This window comes from Nocardia sp. NPDC056564 (assembly GCF_042793755.1).
In the GTDB taxonomy this organism is placed as follows: Bacteria; Actinomycetota; Actinomycetes; order Mycobacteriales; family Mycobacteriaceae; genus Nocardia.
In genome coordinates, this window is record NZ_JBHTUR010000003.1 from 301201 (window position 1) to 322287 (window position 21087).

Consider the following 21087-nt stretch of genomic DNA (forward strand, 5'->3'; position numbering starts at 1 on the left):
CTAAAGCTTTAGAGGTAAAGTACTTCGTACCGCGACTCGAGGAGAGCGTATGAAGGTCGTGTGCGTCGGTGGTGGGCCTGCCGGACTGTACTTCGGGTTGTTGATGAAGCAGCTGAATGCCGATCACGAGGTGACCGTGGTCGAGCGGAACCGTCCCTATGACACTTTCGGGTGGGGGGTGGTGTTCTCCGACGCCACGATGGAGACGATGCGGGTGTGGGATCGGACCACCGCGGACCGGATCGAGTCGGCGTTCAATCATTGGGACGACATCGAGTTGCGGTTCAAGGGGCGGGTATTGCGTTCCGGCGGACATGGTTTCGTCGGGATCGGCCGCAAGAAGCTGTTGAACATCTTGCAGGCGCGGTGCGAAGAGGTCGGGGTGAAGCTGGAGTTCGACCGGGAGGTCGCCGCCGACAGCGAGTTTCCCGACGCGGACCTGATCGTCGCGGCCGACGGCATTTCCTCCAGGACCCGCGGCGGGCACCAGGACATCTTCGTGCCCGACCTCGTGACGCGCCCGAACCGCTACATCTGGCTCGGCACCGAGAAGCTGTACGACGCTTTCACCTTCGACTTCGTGCAGACCGAACACGGCTGGTTGCAGGCACATATCTACAAGTTCGACGAGCGCACCAGCACGTTCATCGTCGAAGCGCCCGAACACGTGTGGCGGGCACACGGACTCGACCGCGCCACGCCGGACGAGTCGGTCGCGTTCTGCGAGCGCGTGTTCGCCGACAACCTGCAAGGCGAGAAGTTGCTGACGAACTCGCGCCAGCTGCCTGGCTCGGGGTGGCAGAACTTCCAGCGGGTGAAATGCGAGAAGTGGTGGCTGCACAACGGCAACAGCCATGTCGTGCTGATGGGCGATGCCGTGCACACCGCGCATTTCGCCATCGGCTCGGGCACCAAGCTGGCGCTCGAGGACGCCATCGAACTGGTGCGTCAGCTCGGCGAGCACGGCGACACTCCCGCGGACCTGCCCGCGGTGCTCACGCGCTACCAGGAGATCCGGTCGATCGACGCGCTGCGACTCCAGAACGCGGCCTGGAACGCGATGGAGTGGTTCGAGGTCTGCGGCGAACGCTATTGCGATCAACTCGAACCCGAGCAGTTCATGTACTCGATGCTCACCCGCAGCCAGCGGATCAGCCACGAGAACCTGCGCCTGCGCGACAAGGGCTGGCTGGAGAACTACGAACGCTGGTTCGACGCGCGCGCCGGGCTGCCGCGAACCGCCGAAGAAGCCTCCGTCCCACCGATGTTCACGCCGTATACAGCACGCTCGGTGACGTTGAAGAACCGGATCGTCGTCTCCCCCATGGCCCAGTATTCGGCCGTTCACGGTGTGCCCGGCGACTTCCACCTGGTGCACCTCGGCGCTCGCGCGCAGGGCGGCGCAGGCCTGGTGTTCGCCGAGATGACCTGTGTCAGCGCGACCGGCCGGATCACGCCCGGCTGTCCCGGCCTGTACACCGACGAGCAGCGGCAGGCCTGGCAGCGCATCGCCGACTGGGTGCATGCCAACACCGACGCGAAGATCGGTATGCAGCTGGGGCATTCGGGCGCCAAGGGCTCCACCCGTCGCATGTGGGACGGCACCGATCAACCACTCACGGCCGACGACGACGAACCGAACTGGCCGTTGATCTCGGCCTCGCCGCAGCAGTATCTGGCCGGCCAGAGCCAGTGGTCGCGCGCGATGACCCGCGCCGACATGGACGAGGTCACGGCCCAGTTCGTCGCCGCGACCGAGCGCACGGCCACCGCGGGCTTCGACTGGCTCGAATTGCATTGCGCGCACGGCTATCTCTTGTCCAGCTTCATCTCGCCGCTGACCAATCGGCGCACCGACGAGTACGGCGGCTCGCTGGAGAACCGGCTGCGTTATCCGTTGGCGGTCTTTACCGCCGTGCGCGCGGCGTGGCCCGCCGATCTTCCTATGTCAGTGCGCATTTCGGCGCACGACTGGGTCGAGGGCGGCATCACCCCCGCTGACGCCGTCGAGATCGCGAAGCGGTTCAAGGAGGCGGGCGCCGATCTCATCGACTGCTCCTCCGGTCAGGTCACCAAGCAGGAACAACCGATCTTCGGGCGGATGTGGCAGACCCCGTTCGCCGACCGGGTGCGGCAGGAGGCGGGGATTCCGACGATCGCCGTCGGCGCCATCTCCGAGGCCGACCACGTGAACAGCATCGTCGCGGCCGGTCGGGCCGACCTGTGCGCCATCGCCCGCCCGCACCTGGCGAACCCGTCCTGGACCCTCACCGAGGCGGCCAAGATCGGCTTCACCGAACTCGGCTGGCCCAAGCAATACCGTGCCGCCAAACGGCAATTCGAAGCGAATATCCAACGCCAGCAGGCCGCCGCCGCGGCCGGGAAGGCCTGACCGGCATGCCCGACGACATCCCACGCGGTCTGACCGACCGGCACGCGCTGGTCACCGGTGGATCACGCGGCATCGGCGCCGCGATCGCGCACCGCCTGGCGGACCAGGGCGCTCGCCTCACCCTGCTGTCCCGCGACTTCGTCCGGGCCACCGAAACCGTTGCCCGACTGCCGAAGTCGGCGCAGGCGCATGCCATCGCCTGCGACATCACCGACCCGGAGGCCATCGCCGCCGCGTTCACCGACGCCCGCCTGATGCACGGCGCGATCGACATCCTGGTCAACAACGCAGGCCGAGCGGCGAGCGCACCGCTGCGCCGCACCACCGACGAACTGTGGCAGAACATGTTGGCCGTCAACCTGACCGGTACCTTCCTGTGCACGCGCAGCGCGCTCCCCGACATGCTCGCGGCAGGCCGCGGCCGCGTGATCAACATCGCCAGCACGGCCGGCCTGCGCGGCTACCCCTACGTCACCGCCTACGCGGCGGCCAAGCACGGCGTGATCGGCCTGACCCGTTCGCTCGCACTGGAACTCGCGGGCACGCCGATCACCGTGAACGCGATCTGCCCCGGCTTCACCGACACCGACCTGTTGCAGGAGAGCGTGACCCACGTGATCGAGACGACCGGCCGCAGCGCCGACGCCGCCCGAGCCGCCTTCACCGAGCACAACCCGCAGGGCCGGCTGATCCAGCCGGACGAGGTCGCCGCCACCGTCGCCTGGCTCTGCTCGGACGCAGCGGCTTCGCTGACCGGACAGTCGATTTCGGTCAGCGGCGGGGAGGTGATGTGAGGTGACCACGCAGCGCGAACTCGGCGACGAGCGCATCGGCAGGGAGGCCCGCACCGTCTCCGGCGACCACCTCGACGTGCGGCTGTGGCTGCGACTGCTGGCCACCACCAACGAGATCGAGCAGGAGATCCGCACCCGGCTGCGGGTCCGGTTCGCCACGACCCTCCCCCGCTTCGACTATCTGGCCCAGCTCGACCGGCATCACGACGGTCTGCGGATGAGCGCGCTGTCCCGCTATCTGATGGTGACCGGCGGCAATGTCACCGGCCTGACCGATCAGCTGGTGGCCGAGGGCTGGGTCGACCGGATCCCGGACCCGGTGGACAAGCGCGCGACCCTGGTGCGGCTGACCGAACTCGGACGCGAGCGCTTCGAGGAAATGGCCGCCGAACACGAACGCTGGCTGACCGAGATGTTCGCCGGCTTCGGCCGCGGCGACGAACAGGCGCTGTTCGATCTGCTCGGGCAGTTGCGGGTGCACCTGGCCGCCACGGCCGACCCCTCCCCCGTATCGAATCCTCAGGAACGCTCATGACCCAGCACCTCGACCCCGCGCTGCGCGAGGCCAACCGCGTGACCCTCGCCGACTACCCGGCCATTCACTTCCAGTGGGACGTGCACGAGGGTGTCGGCACGATCATGCTCGATCGGCCGGACCGCAAGAACCCGCTGACCTTCGACTCCTACGCCGAGCTGCGAGATCTGTTCCGCCGCTTGGCCTACGCCGAGGACGTCGCGGTGATCGTGCTGCACGGCGCGGGCGAGAACTTCTGCTCCGGCGGCGACGTGCACGACATCATCGGCCCGTTGATCGCGCTGCCCGCGCCCGAGTTGCTGATGTTCACCAGGATGACCGGCGATCTGGTCAAGGCGATGCGCGCCTGCCCGCAGCCGATCGTGGCCGCCGTGGACGGCGTCTGCGCCGGGGCGGGCGCGATTCTCGCGATGGCCGCCGACCTGCGCGTCGGAACCGCCCGCAGCGCAACGGCTTTCCTGTTCACCCGGGTCGGCCTCGCCGGGTGCGACATGGGTGCCTGCGCGATCCTGCCGCGCATCATCGGGCAGGGTCGCGCGTCCGAGCTGTTGTACACCGGGCGGGCGATGACCGGCGACGAGGCCTACGCGTGGGGGTTCTACAACGAATTGGCCGAACCGGACCAGCTGCTCGACACCGCGGGGCGGTTCGCGCGCCGGCTGGCCGAGGGACCGACGTTCGCGCAGGGCATCACCAAGACCATGCTGCACCAGGAGTGGTCGATGACGGTGGATCAGGCCATCGAGGCCGAAGCGCAGGCGCAGGCCCTCTGCATGCTCACCGAGGACTTCAAACGCGCCTATCACGCGTTCCGGGACAAGCAGCGCCCGAAGTTCGAAGGGAACTAACCATGTCCGAGGCCCATTGGGACTGGCCATTCTTCGATGACGAGCACCGGAAACTGGCCGCCGCGCTGCACGACTGGGCAGCCGGCAAGCTGAACAGCGGGACCAGCACCGACGTCGATGCCCGCTGCCGCAGGCTGGTCCGCACGCTCGGCGACGCGGGCTGGCTCCGACACACCGTCGCCGGCCCGGAATTCGGCGGCAACCGCGTCCAGATCGATACGCGCGCACTGTGTCTCGCCCGCGAGATCCTCGCCGAACGCAATGCGCTGGCCGACTTCGTCTTCGCCATGCAGGGACTCGGGTCCGGCGCGATCAGCCTGGCCGGGACCGACGAGCAGAAGCGGCGGTATCTGCCGCGGGTGGCGGCCGGCACGGCGATCGCCGCGTTCGCGCTCTCCGAAACCGGAGCGGGCTCCGACGCCGCCGCGCTGGCCTGCACCGCGCGGGCCGACAGTGACGGGTACGTGCTCGACGGCGAGAAGACCTGGATCTCCAACGGCGGCATCGCCGACTTCTATGTCGTCTTCGCCCGCACCGGCGAAGCCCCGGACGCCCGCGGCATTTCGGCCTTCATCGTCGACGCGGACACCCCGGGGCTGCACATCGCCGAACGCATCGACGTGATCGCGCCACATCCGCTCGCCCGGTTGCGCTTCGACGGCTGCCGGGTCCCGGCGGACCGGCTGATCGGCGACGCGGGACGGGGTTTCGCGCTCGCCATGCGGACCCTCGACGTCTTCCGGACCTCGGTGGCCGCCGCGGCCGTCGGGTTCGCGCGGCGCGCCATGGCCGAGGCGCTCGCCAGGGCGACCTCGCGGCGCATGTTCGGCGGGGTCCTGTCCGACTTCCAACTGACCCAGGCCGAACTCGCGCAGATGGCGACCACCATCGACGCGACCGCGCTGCTCACCTACCGCGCGGCCTGGCAACGCGATCAGGGGCGAGCCGTTACCCGCGAGGCGGCCATGGCCAAACTGGCGGCGACCGAAGGCGCGCAACGAGTCATCGATGCCGCCGTCCAGATGTGGGGTGCGCTCGGGGTGGTCAGCGATCAGCCGGTCGAGCGGCTCTACCGCGACATCCGCGCCTTGCGCATCTACGAGGGCGCCACCGAAGTACAGCAACTGATCATCGCCCGCGAACTCCTGCGCGGCGCCACCCCCGATTCGGCGTCCTGATTCACGATTTCCGCTCTCTCCCAAGGTTCGACCATGACAAGCGCGCACATCGACACCTTCGCCCGCGACCACCTGCCGCCGCTGGAGCAGTGGCCGGACCTCGTGTTCGACGCACCCGAACTGCGATTTCCGGACCAGCTCAATTGCGCCGCAGAGCTACTCGACCGGCAGCTGGACATCGGCAACGGCGACCGCCTGTGTGTGCAAGCGCCCGGCGGAGCACGCTGGACCTATGCCGACCTGAACGAGCGCGCCAATCGCATTGCGGCCGTGCTGGTGCAGGACCTGGGCCTCGTGCCCGGCAACCGGGTGCTGCTGGATGCCCCGAACAACCCCATGCTGGCGGCGTGCTGGTTCGCCGTGCTGAAGGCGGGCGGCATCGCGGTGACGGCCATGCCGCTGCTGCGGGTCAAGGAGCTCACCCAGATCGTCGACAAGGCGCGAATCACGCACGCGCTCTGCGATTCCGCGCTCGCATCGCGACTGGAGGAGGTAGTCGCCGCCTGCCCGACGCTGGACCAGGTGCGCTATTTCAACAGCACGGCCGCCGACGGCCTGGAGGCGCTGATGACCCGCCACGACGGGCGATTCGACCCGGTCGCCACCGCCGCGGACGACGTCTGCCTCATCGCCTTCACCTCCGGCACCACCGGCGTGCCGAAGGCGACCGTGCACTTCCACCGCGATGTCATGGCGATCTGTCACTGCTTCCCTCAGCACATCCTGCGGCCGGAGCCCGACGATGTGTTCATCGGCAGCCCCCCGCTGGCCTTCACCTTCGGACTGGGTGGGCTGCTGCTGTTTCCCCTGTCGGTCGGCGCCTCCACGGTGCTGCTCGAGCAGGCTGGACCGCCGCAGTTGCTCGACGCGATCGAGAAGTTCGGTGCGACGGTACTTTTCACCGCGCCGACGTCATACCGCATCCTCGCTCGCCACGACCTCCATGGCACCTCGTTGCGCAGATGCGTCTCGGCGGGCGAATCCTTGCCGCCGAGCACCCGCACCCGGTGGCGCGAGGCCACCGGCATCGAACTGATCGACGGCATCGGCGCCACCGAGATGCTGCACATCTTCATCTCCGCCGACGAGGCGCACGCCAGACCGGGCGCGACGGGCAAGGCGGTCCCCGGGTACGAGGCACGCGTCGTGGACGAGGACGGAAACACCCTGCCTCCCGGCGAGATCGGCCTGCTCGCGGTGCGCGGTCCGACCGGTTGTCGCTACCTCGCCGACGACCGGCAGACGGTCTACGTGCGCGACGGCTGGAACTACACCGGCGACGCCTATTCCATGGACGCGGACGGCTATTTCCACTATCAAGCCCGCTCGGACGACATGATCGTGTCGGCCGGCTACAACATCGCCGCACCCGAGGTCGAGGACGCACTGGCCGGGCATTTCGCGGTCGCCGACTGCGCCGTGATCGGCGTGCCCGACGAGGATCGCGGCCAGATCGTCAAGGCGTATGTGGTGCTGCGCGAGGAGATCGAGACCCGCGACGGGATGGTGGAGGAATTGCAGGACTTCGTGAAACAGACGGTGGCCCCGTACAAGTACCCGAGGGCGATCGCCTTCGTGGACGCCCTGCCGCGCACGCCCACCGGCAAGCTGCAACGCTTCCGGCTACGGGAAATCGGTGCGGTGCAGGGCGATTCGGCGGCCACGGCATGAGGATCCTGCAACCGCCCGGCTGGCCGCGGCCGCGCGGTTACGCGAACGGCATTGCCGCACGCGGCGAACTGGTGTTCGTGGCCGGCATGATCGGCTGGGACGCCGACGGTGTGTTCCGCTCCGCCGACCTCGCCGATCAGGTGCGCCAGGCGCTGCTGAACATCGTGGCGGTGCTCGCCGAGGCCGGTGCCGAACCCGCGCACATCGTCCGAATGACCTGGTACATCACCGATGTGGATGCCTACGTGCGCGCGTACCGGGAGATCGGGGTGGCCTTCCGCGAGATCATCGGCGGGTTCGGCGCCGCGATGACCGCCGTCGAGGTGTCCCGCCTCGTCGAGCCGGACGCCAAGGTCGAGATCGAGGTCACGGCCGTGATTCCGGATCGCTGAGCGTTCAGGGTCCGGCCTCGACTTCGGCCTTCAGCTGGTCGGCGGTTTCGCCCAGCAGCGGGATGCCGGCCTCGGGGTCAGGGTTGGCCGGGTCAGGCCGGGAGGGGACGGGCATGGGCGGGTCCGCGGTCACGCAATCGACCGTCGCGGCAGGGAGTTTCGCGTCCATCAGGTAGGCGTTGACGGCGTCGTCGACGCAGGTGTTCGCCGGGTCGGCGGCGTAGAGGCCGTGTGCGCCTTCGTTGTGCACGACGATCAGGACGCTGTCGAGGGTCTCGGCCATATTCCGGCCGTCGACGAGCGAGGTCTGGGTGTCGCCGTCGGACTGAACCACCAGGCCGCGCGGGTATTTCGGTGCGCCGACCCGGACCAGCGGCTCGGCCTTGCCCGCGTGGAACGAGCAGGCGTTGGGGCCGAGCTGGCCGACCGTGTTGCCGTACGGGAATGTGTCTCGGGCCGAACGCATGTCGCGGTAGTAGACCTCCATGTCGGTCGGCCAGTCCCAATCGCAGAGCACCGCTGTGTTCACCGCGTCGGACATGTCCTGGTCGTCGCGTTCGGTGACCGCGTCGTCGTCGAGCGCGTCCGCGGTGTGCACGGCGTGCTGATTGCTCCGGTCCACCTCGGGCCGCGGCGGTCCGCCGTTGACCTCGTCGAGCACGTAGTGCATGCTCTTGGCGAACGCGGCCCAGGACTTGCGGTAGCGGGTGAATTCGCCGACGGCGCCGTCGAAGTCGTCACGATTGTCGAAGCCGCCGACCGGGTGTTCGGCGATCGCGTCGGCGATGGTGTCGATGGAACCGCGCACCGCCGACGGTGTCGCGCCGAGGTGGAACACCGCGTCGCGCTCGGCCGTCCACGTCGCCCAGTCCTCGAAGTTCTGCTTGGTCGCCGCGGCGTTGTTCACATCGCCCGCGCGCCAGCTGACCCGCGGATCCATCGCCGAGTCGAGCACGTTCCGGTTCAGCCGCTGGGGAAACATCTCGCCGTAGACCGCGCCGAGCCAGGTGCCGTAGGAGACACCGAGGTAGTTGATCATGGACTCGCCGAGTTGGCCGCGGATGTTGTCCATGTCGCGGGCGGTGTTCATGGTGGTCACATAGCGGCGGAATTCACCACCGGTCTGGGCGCACGCCGCTTCCTTGGCCTTCGCTTGTTCGACGAGCTGGATCAGGTCGTTGTCGGTCGGCCTGCTCTGCGAAGAGACCGGGAATCGGGCCTCATCGACGGGCGCGCAGGGAGCGAGGTTCGTCGATTTGCCCACCCCGCGCACGTCGATGCCGATGATGTCGAAGACCTGCCCGATCGGTTGTTCGGCGTATCCGGCCGGCATGGCCAATCCCGCGCCGCCGGGGCCGCCCGGATTGGTGAACAGCACGCCGAGACGTCGTTGCGGATCTTTCGCACCGGCTCGGCTGATCGCGATATCCAGCTGTCCGAGACCGGGATTGCGGTAATCCATCGGCACCTGCACCGTGGCGCATTCCAGACCCGCGAGTTCGTCGCCGGCGCACGCCGCCCACTGCACATTCGATGCCGGGCGCTGCTGTATCGACGCCTTGTCGGCCGGCCGGGCCGGAGGCTCCGAGCTGCTACAGGCGGGCGCGAAGATCGCGGCCAAGACGAGCGCCGCAACCAGTACCGCCAGCGGCCCGGTGCTGACCTCCGGTTGCGGGTGCGCCACCGGCCGCCGAGGCGCGCCCGGGTCGGCCGCCCGCCGAGCGATAGCCGCAAATCTCCTGATTGCCATGATCGACTCCCCTGGTCCCAATCGAATGAAGGGCACTTGAGCTATCAAATAGCAAACTACACAGGACGGTCGCCATTCCCTTGTCCAACACGAGAATCGGACACCGGACTTTTATGCACTCTGTCAGCGGTTTCGCGCGCGAACATCCAACCGTCACAAGTAACCGCGCCGATATCTCGAACGGTTCCGTTGATTGCCGCGCACGACCCAGCTAATCAGGCGGATACGGGCAACGATTCAGCGTCGCCGAAAGGCGGATAGGCGGCGCCGGTGCGTTCGGCCGCGTCGATGTAATCGGCAAGGGCGTCGCGGGATCTGGCGAGTTTGTCGAGTTGGTCGTCCAGGCGCCGCAGCCGGGTCCGCATCGCGGTCAGCAATTCCGGGCACCCGGGGAGTTCCGGAGCCTCGCCGACGGCACACGGCAACAGATAGGCGATGTCCTCGGACGACAGGCCGGCGTCGAGCAGGTGCCGAATCTGCTTCACCCGCAGCACGGCGGTCTCGTCGTACTCGCGGTAACCGTTCGCGCCACGCTTCGCGTCCAGCAGGCCCTGGGCCTCGTAGTAGCGCAATTGATGGGTGTTGACGCGCGTCCGACTACTCAGTTCACCGATCAACATCGAAAACCTCACTTGACCTTCACACCGGTATCAACGTTCATGATGCTGCCATGAACAACGAAACCTCCGTGACAGTCATCGGACTCGGGCTGATGGGCCAGGCCCTGGCCGGCGCGTTCCTGAAGGCCGGACAGCCGACAACCGTGTGGAATCGCACGCCCGCCAAGGCGGATCCATTGGTGGCCGCGGGTGCGCGACTGGCTCCGACGCTCGATGACGCGCTCGGCGCGAGCCCCCTGACGATCCTGTGCCTCACCGACTACCCGGCCGTGCGCGAACTGCTCGGCGCCAGCGCTATCGATCCGAACGGCACGACCCTGCTCAACCTCACCTCGGGCGATTCGGCGCAGGCTCGATCCGCCGCGCGATGGGCCGAGGAACACGGCGTGGATTACCTCGACGGCGCGATCATGGCCGTGCCCCCGGCGATCGGGACCGCCGACGCGATGATTCTGCACAGCGGCCCGCAGTCGGTGTTCGAGGCGCACGAGTCGACGCTCGCGGCGCTCGGCACCGTCTCCTACCTGGGCGCAGACCACGGGCTGGCATCGCTGTACGACGTGGCCGGCCTGGCGATGATGTGGAGCGTGCTGAACGCCTGGTTGCAAGGCACCGCCATGCTGGAAACCGCCGGAGTCGACGCCGCGACGTTCGCCCCGTTTGCCCGGCACATGGCTGTCGGCGTAGCGGACTGGCTCCCCGGCTACGCCGAGCAGATCGACAACGATTCCTTCCCCGCCGAAGTATCGGCACTGGAGACCGACGTGCGGGCGATGACCCACCTGATCGAGGAAAGCGAAGCGGTGGGCGTGAACGCCGAACTGCCGAAACTGTTCAAGCAGATCGCCGACCGAGCGATCGCCGCCGGACACGCCGGCGAACAATATCCGGTGCTGATCAAGGAATTCACCAAACCCGGGAAGTGACGGGTTAGTTGGTTTTTCGGTCGAGGGACTCGCGGATTGCGGCTTGGGCGGCGTGCGGGAGGGTGTGCATGATTTCGCGGACGCGGTCCTTGCGGCGTAGGACCGCCTGGCGGACGGGCATGCCTGGTTGGGCTTCCATTTGGGGGATGATGCCTTCTACTTCCTCGGCGCCGCCGTGGTGGTGGCCCGCGTCGAACATCGCCTGTTCGCGCGCCATTTGGGCCTCGTCTTTTTCCTCGGACATGCCGATGGGGCCTTGCATGCGTCCGTTGAGGAATTGTTTGACGACGGGTTCGTCGGAGGTGAGCAGCACTTCGCGCGGACCGAACATGACGAGTTGGCGGCGGAACAGCATGCCGATGTTGTCGGGGACGGTCCGGGCCAGATTGATGTTATGGGTGACGATCAGGATGGTGGCGTCGATTTGCGCGTTGATATCGATCAGCAATTGGCTCAGATAGGAGGTGCGGACCGGGTCGAGGCCGGAGTCCGGCTCGTCGACGAGGATGATCTGCGGATCGAGCACGAGGGCGCGGGCGAGGCCGGCGCGTTTGCGCATGCCGCCGGAGATTTCCCCGGGAAGTTTGCCCTCGTCGCCGAGCAGGCCGGTCAGCTCGAGCTTTTCCATGACGATCTGCTTGATCTGCGACTCCGACTTCTTCGTGTGCTCCCGCAGCGGGAAGGCGACATTGTCGTAGAGGGTCATCGACCCGAACAGCGCGCCGTCCTGGAACAGCACGCCGAAGAGTTTGCGGATCTCGTACAGCTCCTTGTTGGAGCAGCTGGTGATATCGGTGTCGCCGATATAGATCGAGCCGCGTTCGGGACGGAGCAGACCGATCAGCGACTTCAGGAAGACCGATTTCCCGGTGCCCGACGGGCCGAGCAGCGCGCTGACCTCACCGTAGGGCAGCGTCAGCGATACGTCCTGCCAGATTCGTTGCGAGCCAAACGATTTGGTGACACCCTCAGCCCTGACCGCGACGCCCATGCTAGACCTCCATAGATTCCCGACGAGAACCCACCGGCGAGGCCTGAACGCCCCCGACATCTCGTGCTGGACCGTCGATCCACTGTAAACCGAGACGTACCGCGAAAGTCTCCGATTCCGCGGACCGAACCGAAGTTGGGACAACGCACAAACGCCACGTCCGTCCGGCTGTGGCGCCCGAGCGATCGCACACCGCGGTCTTAAACGGCCGCCGGTTCCGGGTGCAGATAGGGGGTGATGTTTCGCATGGCGTTGGCTACGTAGGCTTCCTTTTCACCCACCGGCGCAACGTAATACAGGGCCGCTTCGGCGGCTTCGACGCTTTCCAGGTGGGCGATGATCCAGGCGGCGAGGTAGGGGGAGGCGAGGCAGCCGCCGGCGGTGGCGATGTTGCCCCTGGCGAAGAGGGGTTGGTTGAGCACGTCGACGCCCGCTGCCTGGACCCAGGGTTTGGTGGTCAGGTCGGTGCAGGCGGGAACCCCGTCGAGCAGGCCGAGTTTGGCCAAAACCAGTGTGCCGGAACATTGTCCGGCCAGGAGCTGGCGGGACGGGTCGAGCCGCAGGCGCGCCATGAGGGCCGGGTCGGTGACCACCTCGCGGGTGTGACTGCCGCTGCCGACGAGGACCGCGTCCGCGGAGCAGGCTTCCTCCAGGGTGGCCATCGACTCGATGACGACGCCGTTCATCGAGCGGACTCGGCGCGTGGGGCTGGCGATCGTGACCCGCCAGTCCGGCCGCTTGATGCGGTTGAGCACGCCGAGGGCGATGAGCGAGTCGAGTTCGTTGTACCCCTCGAAGGTGAGGATGGCGATATGCATGGCGACGACCTTTCGAACGTGTTGCCACGCACTGTATTGCGGTCGGTTCAATACAATCAAGAAATTGTCATGCATACAATCGGCGCATGTCTCGGTACAAGAGTGTGGTGGATGCGTTGGCGGCCGACATCCGTTCCGGGCGGTTGCCGTCGGGCACGCGGCTGCCGACGCATCGCCGCCTGGCGGCGACCGAGGGAATGGCTCTGGTCACGGCCTCGCGGGTCTATGCGGAACTCGAAGCCATGGGACTGGTGAGCGGGGAGCCCGGACGGGGCACCTTCGTTCGCGAGATCGCGGTGCCGCCCAGTTATGGCATCGACCAGGTGGCGACTACCGCGGACGGGGTGGATCTCAGCTTCAACTATCCGGCGCTGCCCGGTCAGACCGAGCTGCTGCGTCAAGCGTTGCGTCAGCTCGCGTCCTCCGGTGATGTGGAGGCGCTGTTGCGCTATCAGCCGCATGGCGGGCGGCCGCACGAGCGGGACACGGTGGCCCGCCACGTGACCCAGATCGGGGTGCCGGTCGACGGCGCTCGCGTGCTGATCGTCAGCGGCGCTCAGCACGGACTGACGGTGACGGCGATGGCGGCGCTGCGGCCCGGCGATGTCGTCGCGGCGGATGCCCTGACCTATCCGGGGTTCAAGGTGCTCGCCGCCGCACTCCATCTGGAGCTCGCACCAATTCCATTGTCCGGCAACATGCCTGACCTGGACGCGTTCGAGCAGCTGTGCGCGACCAGGCGGGTGCGCGCCGTGTACGCGATGCCGACCATGCACAACCCGTTGGGCTCGGTCACACCGGCGGACCATCGCGCGCGGTTCGTGGACATCGCGCGCAGATACGACCTGCTGATCATCGAGGACGCCGCATACGCCTTCCTGGTCGAGCAACCGCCGGCCCCGCTCGCCGCGCTCGCACCGGAACGAACCGTCTACGTCTCCGCTCTCTCCAAGAATGTCGCGACCGGGTTGCGCTTCGGATTCGTCGTGGCCCCAACCAGTTCGGTGCCGGCCATCGAGCGGACGATCCGCGCCACGACCTGGAACACCCCCGCGGTGATGACGGCGATCGCGTGCCGGTGGCTGGAAGACGGCACCGTCGCTCGCATGGAGGAGCAGAAACGCGACGACGCGAAAGCCCGGCAGGCCATCGCACGCGACGTTCTCGCCGGTCTGCCCTATATCGGCCATCCGTCGTCCTATTTCCTCTGGCTCCCGCTGGCCGACGAGGTGCGCGCCGATCAGATCGCGGCAGCGCTCATGCGCGAACGCATCTCGGTCTCGACGGCGGAGCCGTTCGCCACGTCCGCGCACGTCCCGCACGCCATCCGGCTGGCACTCGGCTCGACCGACCTCGACACCTTGCGTGCGGCACTGGGCACGGTCAAGCGGGTCGTCGACGAATACGCCTACCGCTGAGCTAAATCCGCCGGATGGTCGCGAACCACCCGGACGCACCCTGGTCGCCGTGAAACCGCGTCAGTACCCGATCCGGTTCTATGGCAACGACATTCCATTGTCCGTCGGCCTCGAACACCCCGCCGAGCTCGTCCCGGCCGACCGGGTGCGGGCCGACATCCGGCCCGATGTCGCTGAAGCACAACACATACAGCGTGCCGCCCGGCTCGGCCGCCGCGGCGAGACTGGCCGCGTACCCCGGCCGCTCATCACGATCACAGGTGTGGAACATCCCGCTGTCCAGCAGAGTCCCGAACGTACGTCCCAAACGTTCCAGATGAAACGCGTCGGCGACGGCGAACTCGGCCTCGATCCCCCGCGCGCCGGCCTGTTCTCGCGCGATCGCCAGCGCGGTCTCCGCCACGTCGACACCGAGCACCGAAAACCCGAGCGAGGCAACATAAAGCGCGTTCTCGCCGGACCCGCACCCGACATCCAGCACAGCCCCGGCGATTCCGCCCGCCGCCGCCACCCGCGCTATCGCCGGCTGCGGCCCGCCGACATCCCACGGCGCGGGCCCGTCCTGATACGACGCGTCCCAGGGCTGGCCCGTCATCCGCTCATGACTGGTCGGTTGCCGACCACCGTACGGATCATCCTTCGACGGCTCCGCCACGTCGTCCCCTTCCCGAGACCGACAGGTTTCCCCTCATCATGGCACTGCCGCCACGCCTATTTGACGTAACCGATCCGCTGGTTCAGCCAATCGCCGAGCCACTGCACGGCATTGCGGCCGGAGCCGTCCACGACGAGGGATCCATAGTTCGAGTGCACCCCCGAGGCGACGAAGTTAGCGGCGCTCAGGCCGTCTACGACCAGGTTGACCAGGTTGATGTCGTGGAAGGTGGTCATCTGACCGAGCGGTGCGGCCAGGTCGTCGAGGGCGACGTCCGGCTGGGCGACCGGGTGGGCCGGAGCGGGGGCGCGCTTGCCGAGCACTTTCGGCGGGGCGGGCCGCGCCTTGCCGCTGAACAGGTCGAACGCCACGGACGCCAGGTCGGCGCCGATCGGCAGCAGGCCGGACAACGCGGCGCCCGCGCCGATCAGGTCCGGGGCCTGGCCCGGCGGCGGAACCAGCTTCGCGAGCACCGACCAGGCGATGTCTTGGATTCGGGCGACGATGTTCGCCAGCCGCGGGATGTCGGCGCCGGACAGGATCGAGGTCACCTTCGCGGCGACCTCGGTGAAGCCCTGCGCGTCCGGGATGATCGAGAGGATCTGCGAAATCCAGTTCAGGTCAACGCTGCCCACGAGTTCGAGCAGCGGTTGCAGTTGATTGTTCAGCTCGCCCGCGACCTGGTGGGCGCCCTCGGCGTCCATCGCGACGATCTTCTGCGGCAACAGCGTGAGGTTGCCGAGGATGCCGGGGAAATCGAAGGTGGTGACGTCGGCGGCGACGTCGAGTGCCTGGTCGACCAGCACGCTCGGTTTGAGCAGGGACAGCACGCGCGTCGACGATCCAAGGACTTCGGGCGGCGTGGAGGCCAGCGGGGCGACGCGGTCGCGGGCGGCGTGGGCGGCGGCACGCAGCGAGCGGGCCTTGGTCGAGCCCGACGGGACCGTGCTGACGCCGCGGTCCAGCAGGGTGGTCGAGATGTCGGCGATCGTGCGCACCGCCGACGCGGCACCGGCCAGGTCGGATTTCCCGGCCATGGTCAGGACCTCGCCGGCGTTGTGCTCGTCGGTGCCGTCCGGGGCGGCGAGCAGGCGGGCGGTGGCGGCCGGGTTGGCCGCGCCGGAGTCGACCAGGTCGACCACCGGGGTGAGGGTGTCCAGCAGTTTGTTCGCGCTGACCCGGATCCGCGCGAGGTCGAGGCCGGCGGGAGCGGCGAGGCTCGAGGTCAGGCCGGCGACGGAGGCGGCCAGGCCGGGGAGGTCGGCCTTCGAGAAATCCGAGGTGAGGGCCGCGGCGAGGGGGAAGCCGTTATCGGCAGGCGGTGCGCCGCTGAAGGCCTTGCTCAGGATCGAGCCCAGCGCGCCGAGCAGGGGGTTGTTGCTCTTCTGGATCGAGCAGTACAGGTCGTGCGGGTCGCAGATCGAGGTGACCCGGCCGGACAGCTTGCCCATGCCCTGTGGTCGCGGATCGGCGATGCCGGTGCCCGCGGTGCCGGGGCCGACGGCGGACTCACCCTTGGTCCCGGCGCCGGGATCGGACAGCAGGCCGACGGCCAGCACCCGATCCGCCGGGACGGGGCCGCGATCATTGCCGATCTCCGCGGCGAGATCGCCAGCGGCGTCGGCGCCCTGGCTGTAGCCGTTGATGGTGAATCTCGCCGTGGGGCACCGTGATCCGTAGTCCCGCAGCACCGCGGCGGCATTGTTCAGCGCGGTGCTCTTGCTGTCGGCGTAGGTGTAGCCGTTGTCGAACGCGCGGGCCATGTACGGCGTGAAATAGATTTCGGATCTCGGTCCCTGCTGGCGGCGAATCGCCTCCGCGATCGGCGCGAGCATGCCGACGGGCTGGGTGGGGTCGGCGTCCTCGTCGGTCTCCCAGGTTCCGGGGATGAACAGGTTGAACGTCGCCGCGCACCCGGCCTGCTCCGCGTGCACGGGCGCGGCGACGGCGGTCGAACCGACGGCTACCCCGACGGTCACCATCGTGGCGACGACACACCGCTTGGACGAACGCATGACTGACACCTGCACCCTCACTACCGAATTCGGTCGGTCGGCCGCACGGGCACGCGCATCACCCAGCCACCCGCCGCGAGACGAGTGGGACTGCGCTGGGGGCTGTTGCCGGGCGAAGTAGCGTGCCGCGCTTCGATATATGGAATTCATGCCGAAGGAGCACCACGCCGCTGTGGGCCCTTCGAACGGTCGATCCGGGACTACGGTAAATCAATTTCCCGAACCGTGAACTCCGAGCGGTGTCCTACTTACATACGTTAAGCAGCACTTTCAATCGAATCCGGGCGTGCGCGCGACTATCCGAGAGCGAACGGGAGCCGGGCTGCCAGGGCGCCCAATTCGGTGCGCTCCGCGTCGGTGGTGATGCGGCGGCCGGTGCCGATCAGAAGCGCGTCCTTGTCCGGCATCGATGCGGGAAACGTTGTGCCGGCGATCTTTTCGAGCGTCTGCCGGGCGTGGGACAGGGTTTCGGCGGGCGGGTCGGCGGCGTCGGGGAGGTGGGCGATGAGGTCGAGGTGGTGCAGCGTCCATTCCATGACGTAGGCGCCGAGATAGTCGGCTGTGGTGAGGACGTATTCCTGAGTGGCGACCCTGGTGTCGGGGTTCGCGAGTACCGCGGCTCGGCCCGCGGCGGCACCGAGGTCGTCGAGGTGGAGCTTGAGCAGTTCGGGATGCTGGTAGGCGGCGGCCAAGCGGACGATGAGGGCATCTAGCGGGTCGTCGCCGGTCGGGGGTTGCACGACGTTCCAGTAGGTGATCGCGTCGCGGGTCGGTTCTGCCTCGGTGGGGGTGACGAGCGTGATCAGCACGTCCTGTGCGTCGATGATCAAGTGGCACACCAGGTCTCGGATCAGCCAGCCGGTGCAGCCGGAAGGGAGTTGGAAGTCCTGATCCGCGAGTTCGGCGACGGCCGTGCGCAACGCTGTCCATGAGCGTGAGAAGAGATCCACCGCGGCAAGTTAGCAGCGCGCGGGCGTCGGGGCCAGCGGTTTCGAGTTCTCGAGGCAGGGACGGACGACCAGTTCGTGGCGGGATCACGGCAACCCGGAGGTGACCGAGCGGTCGCGGCCGGCCTGCCGAAACCTGGCCGGCCGCTGCCACTTTGGCCGTTTCAGTACGGGTTGCGGCGTTGGACTCGGGAGATGGTTCGGTCCATGATCCAGGCCAGCAGACGAGGTGCGACGGCGGAGAGCCAGTGCATCAGACGGCCCGATCGGGTCGGTACGACGGCGGCGCGACCGCGCGCCGCGCCGATCAGCAGGGCTTCGGCGACGGCGTTCGCCGTGATCGGCGCCGATGAGCTCAGGGCCCGCAGTTCCGCGGGTTTCGTCGCCGCCTCGGCGGCCAGTTGCGGGGTGTCGACGTCGGGGGGCATGACCACGGTGACCGTGACGCCCTTGGGCTTCAGTTCTTGGCGCAGCACCTCGCAGAGGGTGCGCACGGCGGATTTGCTCGGACTGTAGGCGCCGTATCCGAAACAGGGCAGCACTGCGGCCAGGGACGAGATGACCGTGATGCTGCTGCGGTAACCGGAGCGCAGATCCGGTAGTGCCGGTTGGATAACGTGCAGTGCGCCAAAGTAATTCACCGCCATGTGCCGGACGAAATCGGCGTCGGTCAGGCGGTCGAAGTAATCGGGCCTGGCGATGCCGGCGCACGCGATCACCGCACCGATATCGCCGTGGTGGGCGCGGGCCTTCGCCACGGCGGCATCGACCTGCGCCCTGTTCGTCACGTCGGCGGCGAACACCGTCAATCGCGGCTCGGATTCCGCGAACGCCGAAAGACGTTCCAGTCCAGTGTCTTCGAGCGCGAGCACGCTGACCGTGGCACCCGCGGACAGCGCCAGCTCGGCCACCGCCAGCCCGATGCCGCTGGTTCCGCCGGTGATCACGACGTGGCGATCGCGCCAGTAGCACACGACATCGGCAGGCAAAGTGAGCCGAGCGTCCGGCGGTGACAGGCTCTCGCGGCTCCAGAACAGCTGTGGCCCTGCGTGATCCGGCGATGCTCCGGCACGACCGGTCATAGGGAGAGGATGAGGCATGGCAGGCACTTCCTTCCGTCACGATCCCCGGTAACCACCGGGCGTCTCGTTCAGGGTGGAAGACCACCCTCAAGGAAATGCCAAGCCACGGGCAAAGCCGCGTAAGAATCCGAACCCGCATCGAGTTCACCGCCACGGTCGCGGGTGGTATCGCGGTGGGCGAGCAGGTTTCGCTTGCGGCGAAGGGCGACGGTGGTCTTCGTGCCCGTGTGCTGGAGGTTCGACTGCGCGGGGATTCGTACTGCGTGTAGAACAGGGATGGGTGTACCTGATTGGACGGGGTCGATATGTGGAAGATCTGTCAGACGTGCGCGGTGGAGCATACGGCCGAGGCGGAGGTCTGCCGTATTTGTGCCGATGAGCGGCAGTGGGTGCCGACGGAGGGGCAGTTGTGGGTGACGCTGGACAAGCTGGTCGCGGACGGCCACACGGTGGTGGTGCGGGAGTTGGAGCCGGATATGTTCGGCGTGACGGTGGAACCGGCGGTCGGCATCGGGCAGGAGTCGCATGTGGTGCGGACGCCCGCGGGGAACGTGCTGTGGGACGTGACCGGGTATGTCGACGAGGATGCGGCGCGGCGGGTGCTCGCGCTCGGTGAGGTCGTCGCGATCGTGCCGAGTCATCCGCATCATTACGGCGTTCAGGTGGAGTGGAGCCGGTTGCTCGGCGGGGTACCGGTATATGTCCCGGAGTCCGATCTGCACTGGGTCGCACGGCCGGATCCGGTGATCCGGCCGTGGTCGGATCGGCTCGAATTGCTGCCGGGGATCACCGTGCGTCAGTTGGGCGGGCATTTCGCGGGCAGCTCGGTTCTGCATTGGGCCGCGGGCGCCGGGGGCAAGGGTGTGTTGTTCAGCGCGGACACGATTCAGGCCAACCCGGACCGTAAAACGGTCGCGTTCATGCGTAGTTACCCGAACCGCATTCCATTGTCGGCCGCCGTGGTCGATCGGGTCACGACGAACGCCGAGGAATTCGAATTCGACCGCCTGTACGACAACTTCGGTAAGACCATCGATACCGATGCCCGCGCGATCATTCGCCGCTCTGCCGACCGCCACATCGGCTGGGTGCGTGGCGATTTCGACCACCTGACCTGAGCTCCGTGCTCCGCCAACCGTGTTCGTGGCGCGGTTGGCGGAAGGATCATTCGGCGGTGCGCCGGCTGCTGATCCCTGGCCCGGCTCGGGTCAGTCGACCAGGCCCGACGGCGCCGGTGCGGTCTCCTCGGCGTCGACTCGAGTCCTGAGGTCCAGGATCGCCTCGTATTCACCCAGCTGGTCGGCGAAGATATCGAGCCCGAAAAGGAGCCGGATGGGATCGCCGCCAGTGCGGCGCATCCCCTTGGCGAACGCCACGATCGCGCTGGGTGAGTACGGGAAGCCGTCCGCGCGGGCCACGAGGTATCCCCGGACCATGGATTCGAATTCAGCATCGGCCGCGCTTGACATCAATCAATTTTGCGACCGGTGAAATGGGCGGACAAGTCATCCGAACGACCGACACCGGCCTCAGCTGCGGCGGCCGATTTCCTTGGTCAGCGCGATGATATCGGTCAGCGCCTTGGGTGACTCGTTGCATTCGTCGGCGCTGACGCTCTTGGTGGTGCCGTCGCGATAGGTGACGGTCACCGCGTACAAATAGGAGTCGCGGCAATCGTTCGGACCGGTGTACGCGTCGGTGAGCGTGCGGAAGTCCGGGGCGGCGGCCAGCTCGAACAACGCGCCGCGGCGCGGATTGTCGACCGTTTCGTCGACGGTATAGACCTGGTTGACCCCGGCGAAGCCCCCGGTCTGGTTCACCACGACGCTGGTGGCCGCCGCCGGAGCCGCTGGCGCGGAATGACTTTCGCCCGTCCCCCCACAGGCGGCCGTGGCAAGCAGCAGCCCGACGACCACGGCGGACAGGAACAGCGGTCGCGCGAGACCGCGGCGGTACCGAGAGTCGCTCATAGCCGCACAGTATCGCCGCGACCAGCCCCACACAACGCCCCCGCTCCCCAGTTGCCCCGAGCTTGCCACGGGCTCAGACCGCGAT

Annotated in this window: 20 protein-coding genes; 10 read left to right on the forward strand and 10 right to left on the reverse strand. The window is 67.6% G+C overall.

The features are described from left to right. The first annotated feature begins 49 nt into the window (after nucleotides 1-49). From ACFQ9K_RS09210 to ACFQ9K_RS09240, 7 genes are read left to right on the forward strand one after another with little or no spacing between them, the layout of a single operon-like run. On the forward strand, nucleotides 50-2392 hold the full coding sequence (locus ACFQ9K_RS09210; protein WP_378718179.1) for a bifunctional salicylyl-CoA 5-hydroxylase/oxidoreductase: 2343 nt from the start codon (nucleotides 50-52) through the stop codon (nucleotides 2390-2392). Nucleotides 2393-2397: 5 nt separating this feature from the next. Then, nucleotides 2398-3186, forward strand: coding sequence for an SDR family NAD(P)-dependent oxidoreductase (locus ACFQ9K_RS09215; RefSeq protein WP_378718178.1), 789 nt, complete (start codon nucleotides 2398-2400; stop codon nucleotides 3184-3186). Between the two features lies 1 nt (nucleotide 3187). Beyond that, a complete protein-coding gene (locus ACFQ9K_RS09220) occupies nucleotides 3188-3721 on the forward strand; it encodes a MarR family winged helix-turn-helix transcriptional regulator (protein ID WP_378718176.1) in 534 nt (177 codons plus the stop codon). Further along, on the forward strand, nucleotides 3718-4569 hold the full coding sequence (locus ACFQ9K_RS09225; protein WP_378718175.1) for an enoyl-CoA hydratase family protein: 852 nt from the start codon (nucleotides 3718-3720) through the stop codon (nucleotides 4567-4569). The genes ACFQ9K_RS09220 and ACFQ9K_RS09225 overlap by 4 nt, the downstream gene beginning before the upstream one ends. A gap of 2 nt (nucleotides 4570-4571) precedes the next feature. After that, complete coding sequence (locus ACFQ9K_RS09230) at nucleotides 4572-5747, forward strand: acyl-CoA dehydrogenase family protein (RefSeq protein WP_378718174.1); 1176 nt, start codon at nucleotides 4572-4574, stop codon at nucleotides 5745-5747. 33 nt (nucleotides 5748-5780) lie between these two features. Continuing rightward, nucleotides 5781-7418 carry an AMP-binding protein gene (locus ACFQ9K_RS09235; protein ID WP_378718173.1) on the forward strand — a complete coding sequence of 546 codons (1638 nt, stop codon included), beginning with the start codon at nucleotides 5781-5783 and terminating at the stop codon, nucleotides 7416-7418. After that, nucleotides 7415-7810, forward strand: coding sequence for a RidA family protein (locus ACFQ9K_RS09240; protein WP_378718171.1), 396 nt, complete (start codon nucleotides 7415-7417; stop codon nucleotides 7808-7810). The genes ACFQ9K_RS09235 and ACFQ9K_RS09240 overlap by 4 nt, the downstream gene beginning before the upstream one ends. 4 nt (nucleotides 7811-7814) lie before the next feature. On the opposite strand, the gene ACFQ9K_RS09245 is transcribed toward ACFQ9K_RS09240, so the two are convergent. Together ACFQ9K_RS09245 and ACFQ9K_RS09250 are read right to left on the reverse strand one after the other, a co-directional pair. Next, nucleotides 7815-9560, reverse strand: a complete 1746-nt coding sequence (locus ACFQ9K_RS09245) for an alpha/beta fold hydrolase (protein WP_378718170.1) — start codon at nucleotides 9558-9560, stop codon at nucleotides 7815-7817. A 215-nt stretch (nucleotides 9561-9775) separates the two neighbouring features. Further along, complete coding sequence (locus tag ACFQ9K_RS09250; protein ID WP_378718168.1) at nucleotides 9776-10180, reverse strand: MerR family transcriptional regulator; 405 nt, start codon at nucleotides 10178-10180, stop codon at nucleotides 9776-9778. Nucleotides 10181-10230: 50 nt separating this feature from the next. On the opposite strand from ACFQ9K_RS09250, the gene ACFQ9K_RS09255 reads away from it, so the two are divergent. Further along, on the forward strand, nucleotides 10231-11106 hold the full coding sequence (locus ACFQ9K_RS09255; protein WP_378718166.1) for an NAD(P)-dependent oxidoreductase: 876 nt from the start codon (nucleotides 10231-10233) through the stop codon (nucleotides 11104-11106). A 4-nt stretch (nucleotides 11107-11110) separates the two neighbouring features. On the opposite strand, the gene ACFQ9K_RS09260 is transcribed toward ACFQ9K_RS09255, so the two are convergent. Beyond that, nucleotides 11111-12097, reverse strand: a complete 987-nt coding sequence (locus ACFQ9K_RS09260; protein ID WP_378718165.1) for an ABC transporter ATP-binding protein — start codon at nucleotides 12095-12097, stop codon at nucleotides 11111-11113. Between the two features lie 200 nt (nucleotides 12098-12297). Then, on the reverse strand, nucleotides 12298-12915 hold the full coding sequence (locus ACFQ9K_RS09265) for a DJ-1/PfpI family protein (RefSeq protein ID WP_378718164.1): 618 nt from the start codon (nucleotides 12913-12915) through the stop codon (nucleotides 12298-12300). 86 nt (nucleotides 12916-13001) lie between these two features. On the opposite strand from ACFQ9K_RS09265, the gene ACFQ9K_RS09270 reads away from it, so the two are divergent. Continuing rightward, nucleotides 13002-14333 carry a PLP-dependent aminotransferase family protein gene (locus ACFQ9K_RS09270; RefSeq protein WP_378718162.1) on the forward strand — a complete coding sequence of 444 codons (1332 nt, stop codon included), beginning with the start codon at nucleotides 13002-13004 and terminating at the stop codon, nucleotides 14331-14333. Nucleotide 14334: 1 nt separating this feature from the next. Here ACFQ9K_RS09270 and ACFQ9K_RS09275 read toward each other — a convergent pair whose 3' ends face one another. The 4 genes from ACFQ9K_RS09275 to ACFQ9K_RS09290 form a co-directional block, all read right to left on the reverse strand. Then, nucleotides 14335-14928, reverse strand: coding sequence for a class I SAM-dependent methyltransferase (locus ACFQ9K_RS09275; RefSeq protein ID WP_378718206.1), 594 nt, complete (start codon nucleotides 14926-14928; stop codon nucleotides 14335-14337). 116 nt (nucleotides 14929-15044) lie between these two features. Continuing rightward, nucleotides 15045-17003 (reverse strand): cutinase family protein, encoded by a 1959-nt coding sequence (locus tag ACFQ9K_RS09280; protein WP_378718161.1) that lies wholly within the window; start codon nucleotides 17001-17003, stop codon nucleotides 15045-15047. A gap of 296 nt (nucleotides 17004-17299) precedes the next feature. Continuing rightward, on the reverse strand, nucleotides 17300-17953 hold the full coding sequence (locus ACFQ9K_RS09285) for a maleylpyruvate isomerase N-terminal domain-containing protein (RefSeq protein WP_378718159.1): 654 nt from the start codon (nucleotides 17951-17953) through the stop codon (nucleotides 17300-17302). A 161-nt stretch (nucleotides 17954-18114) separates the two neighbouring features. Continuing rightward, the gene (locus tag ACFQ9K_RS09290) at nucleotides 18115-19032 is read right to left on the reverse strand and encodes an SDR family NAD(P)-dependent oxidoreductase (RefSeq protein ID WP_378983025.1); all 918 of its coding nucleotides are present in this window, start codon (nucleotides 19030-19032) and stop codon (nucleotides 18115-18117) included. A 332-nt stretch (nucleotides 19033-19364) separates the two neighbouring features. Here ACFQ9K_RS09290 and ACFQ9K_RS09295 point away from each other — a divergent pair, with 332 nt between their 5' ends. Then, a complete protein-coding gene (locus ACFQ9K_RS09295; RefSeq protein ID WP_378725466.1) occupies nucleotides 19365-20150 on the forward strand; it encodes an MBL fold metallo-hydrolase in 786 nt (261 codons plus the stop codon). Between the two features lie 90 nt (nucleotides 20151-20240). On the opposite strand, the gene ACFQ9K_RS09300 is transcribed toward ACFQ9K_RS09295, so the two are convergent. Both ACFQ9K_RS09300 and ACFQ9K_RS09305 read right to left on the reverse strand, forming a co-directional pair. Next, nucleotides 20241-20501, reverse strand: a complete 261-nt coding sequence (locus ACFQ9K_RS09300; RefSeq protein ID WP_378725464.1) for a hypothetical protein — start codon at nucleotides 20499-20501, stop codon at nucleotides 20241-20243. Nucleotides 20502-20561: 60 nt separating this feature from the next. Then, a complete protein-coding gene (locus ACFQ9K_RS09305; RefSeq protein WP_378725462.1) occupies nucleotides 20562-21002 on the reverse strand; it encodes a protealysin inhibitor emfourin in 441 nt (146 codons plus the stop codon). Between the last annotated feature and the right edge of the window lie 85 nt (nucleotides 21003-21087).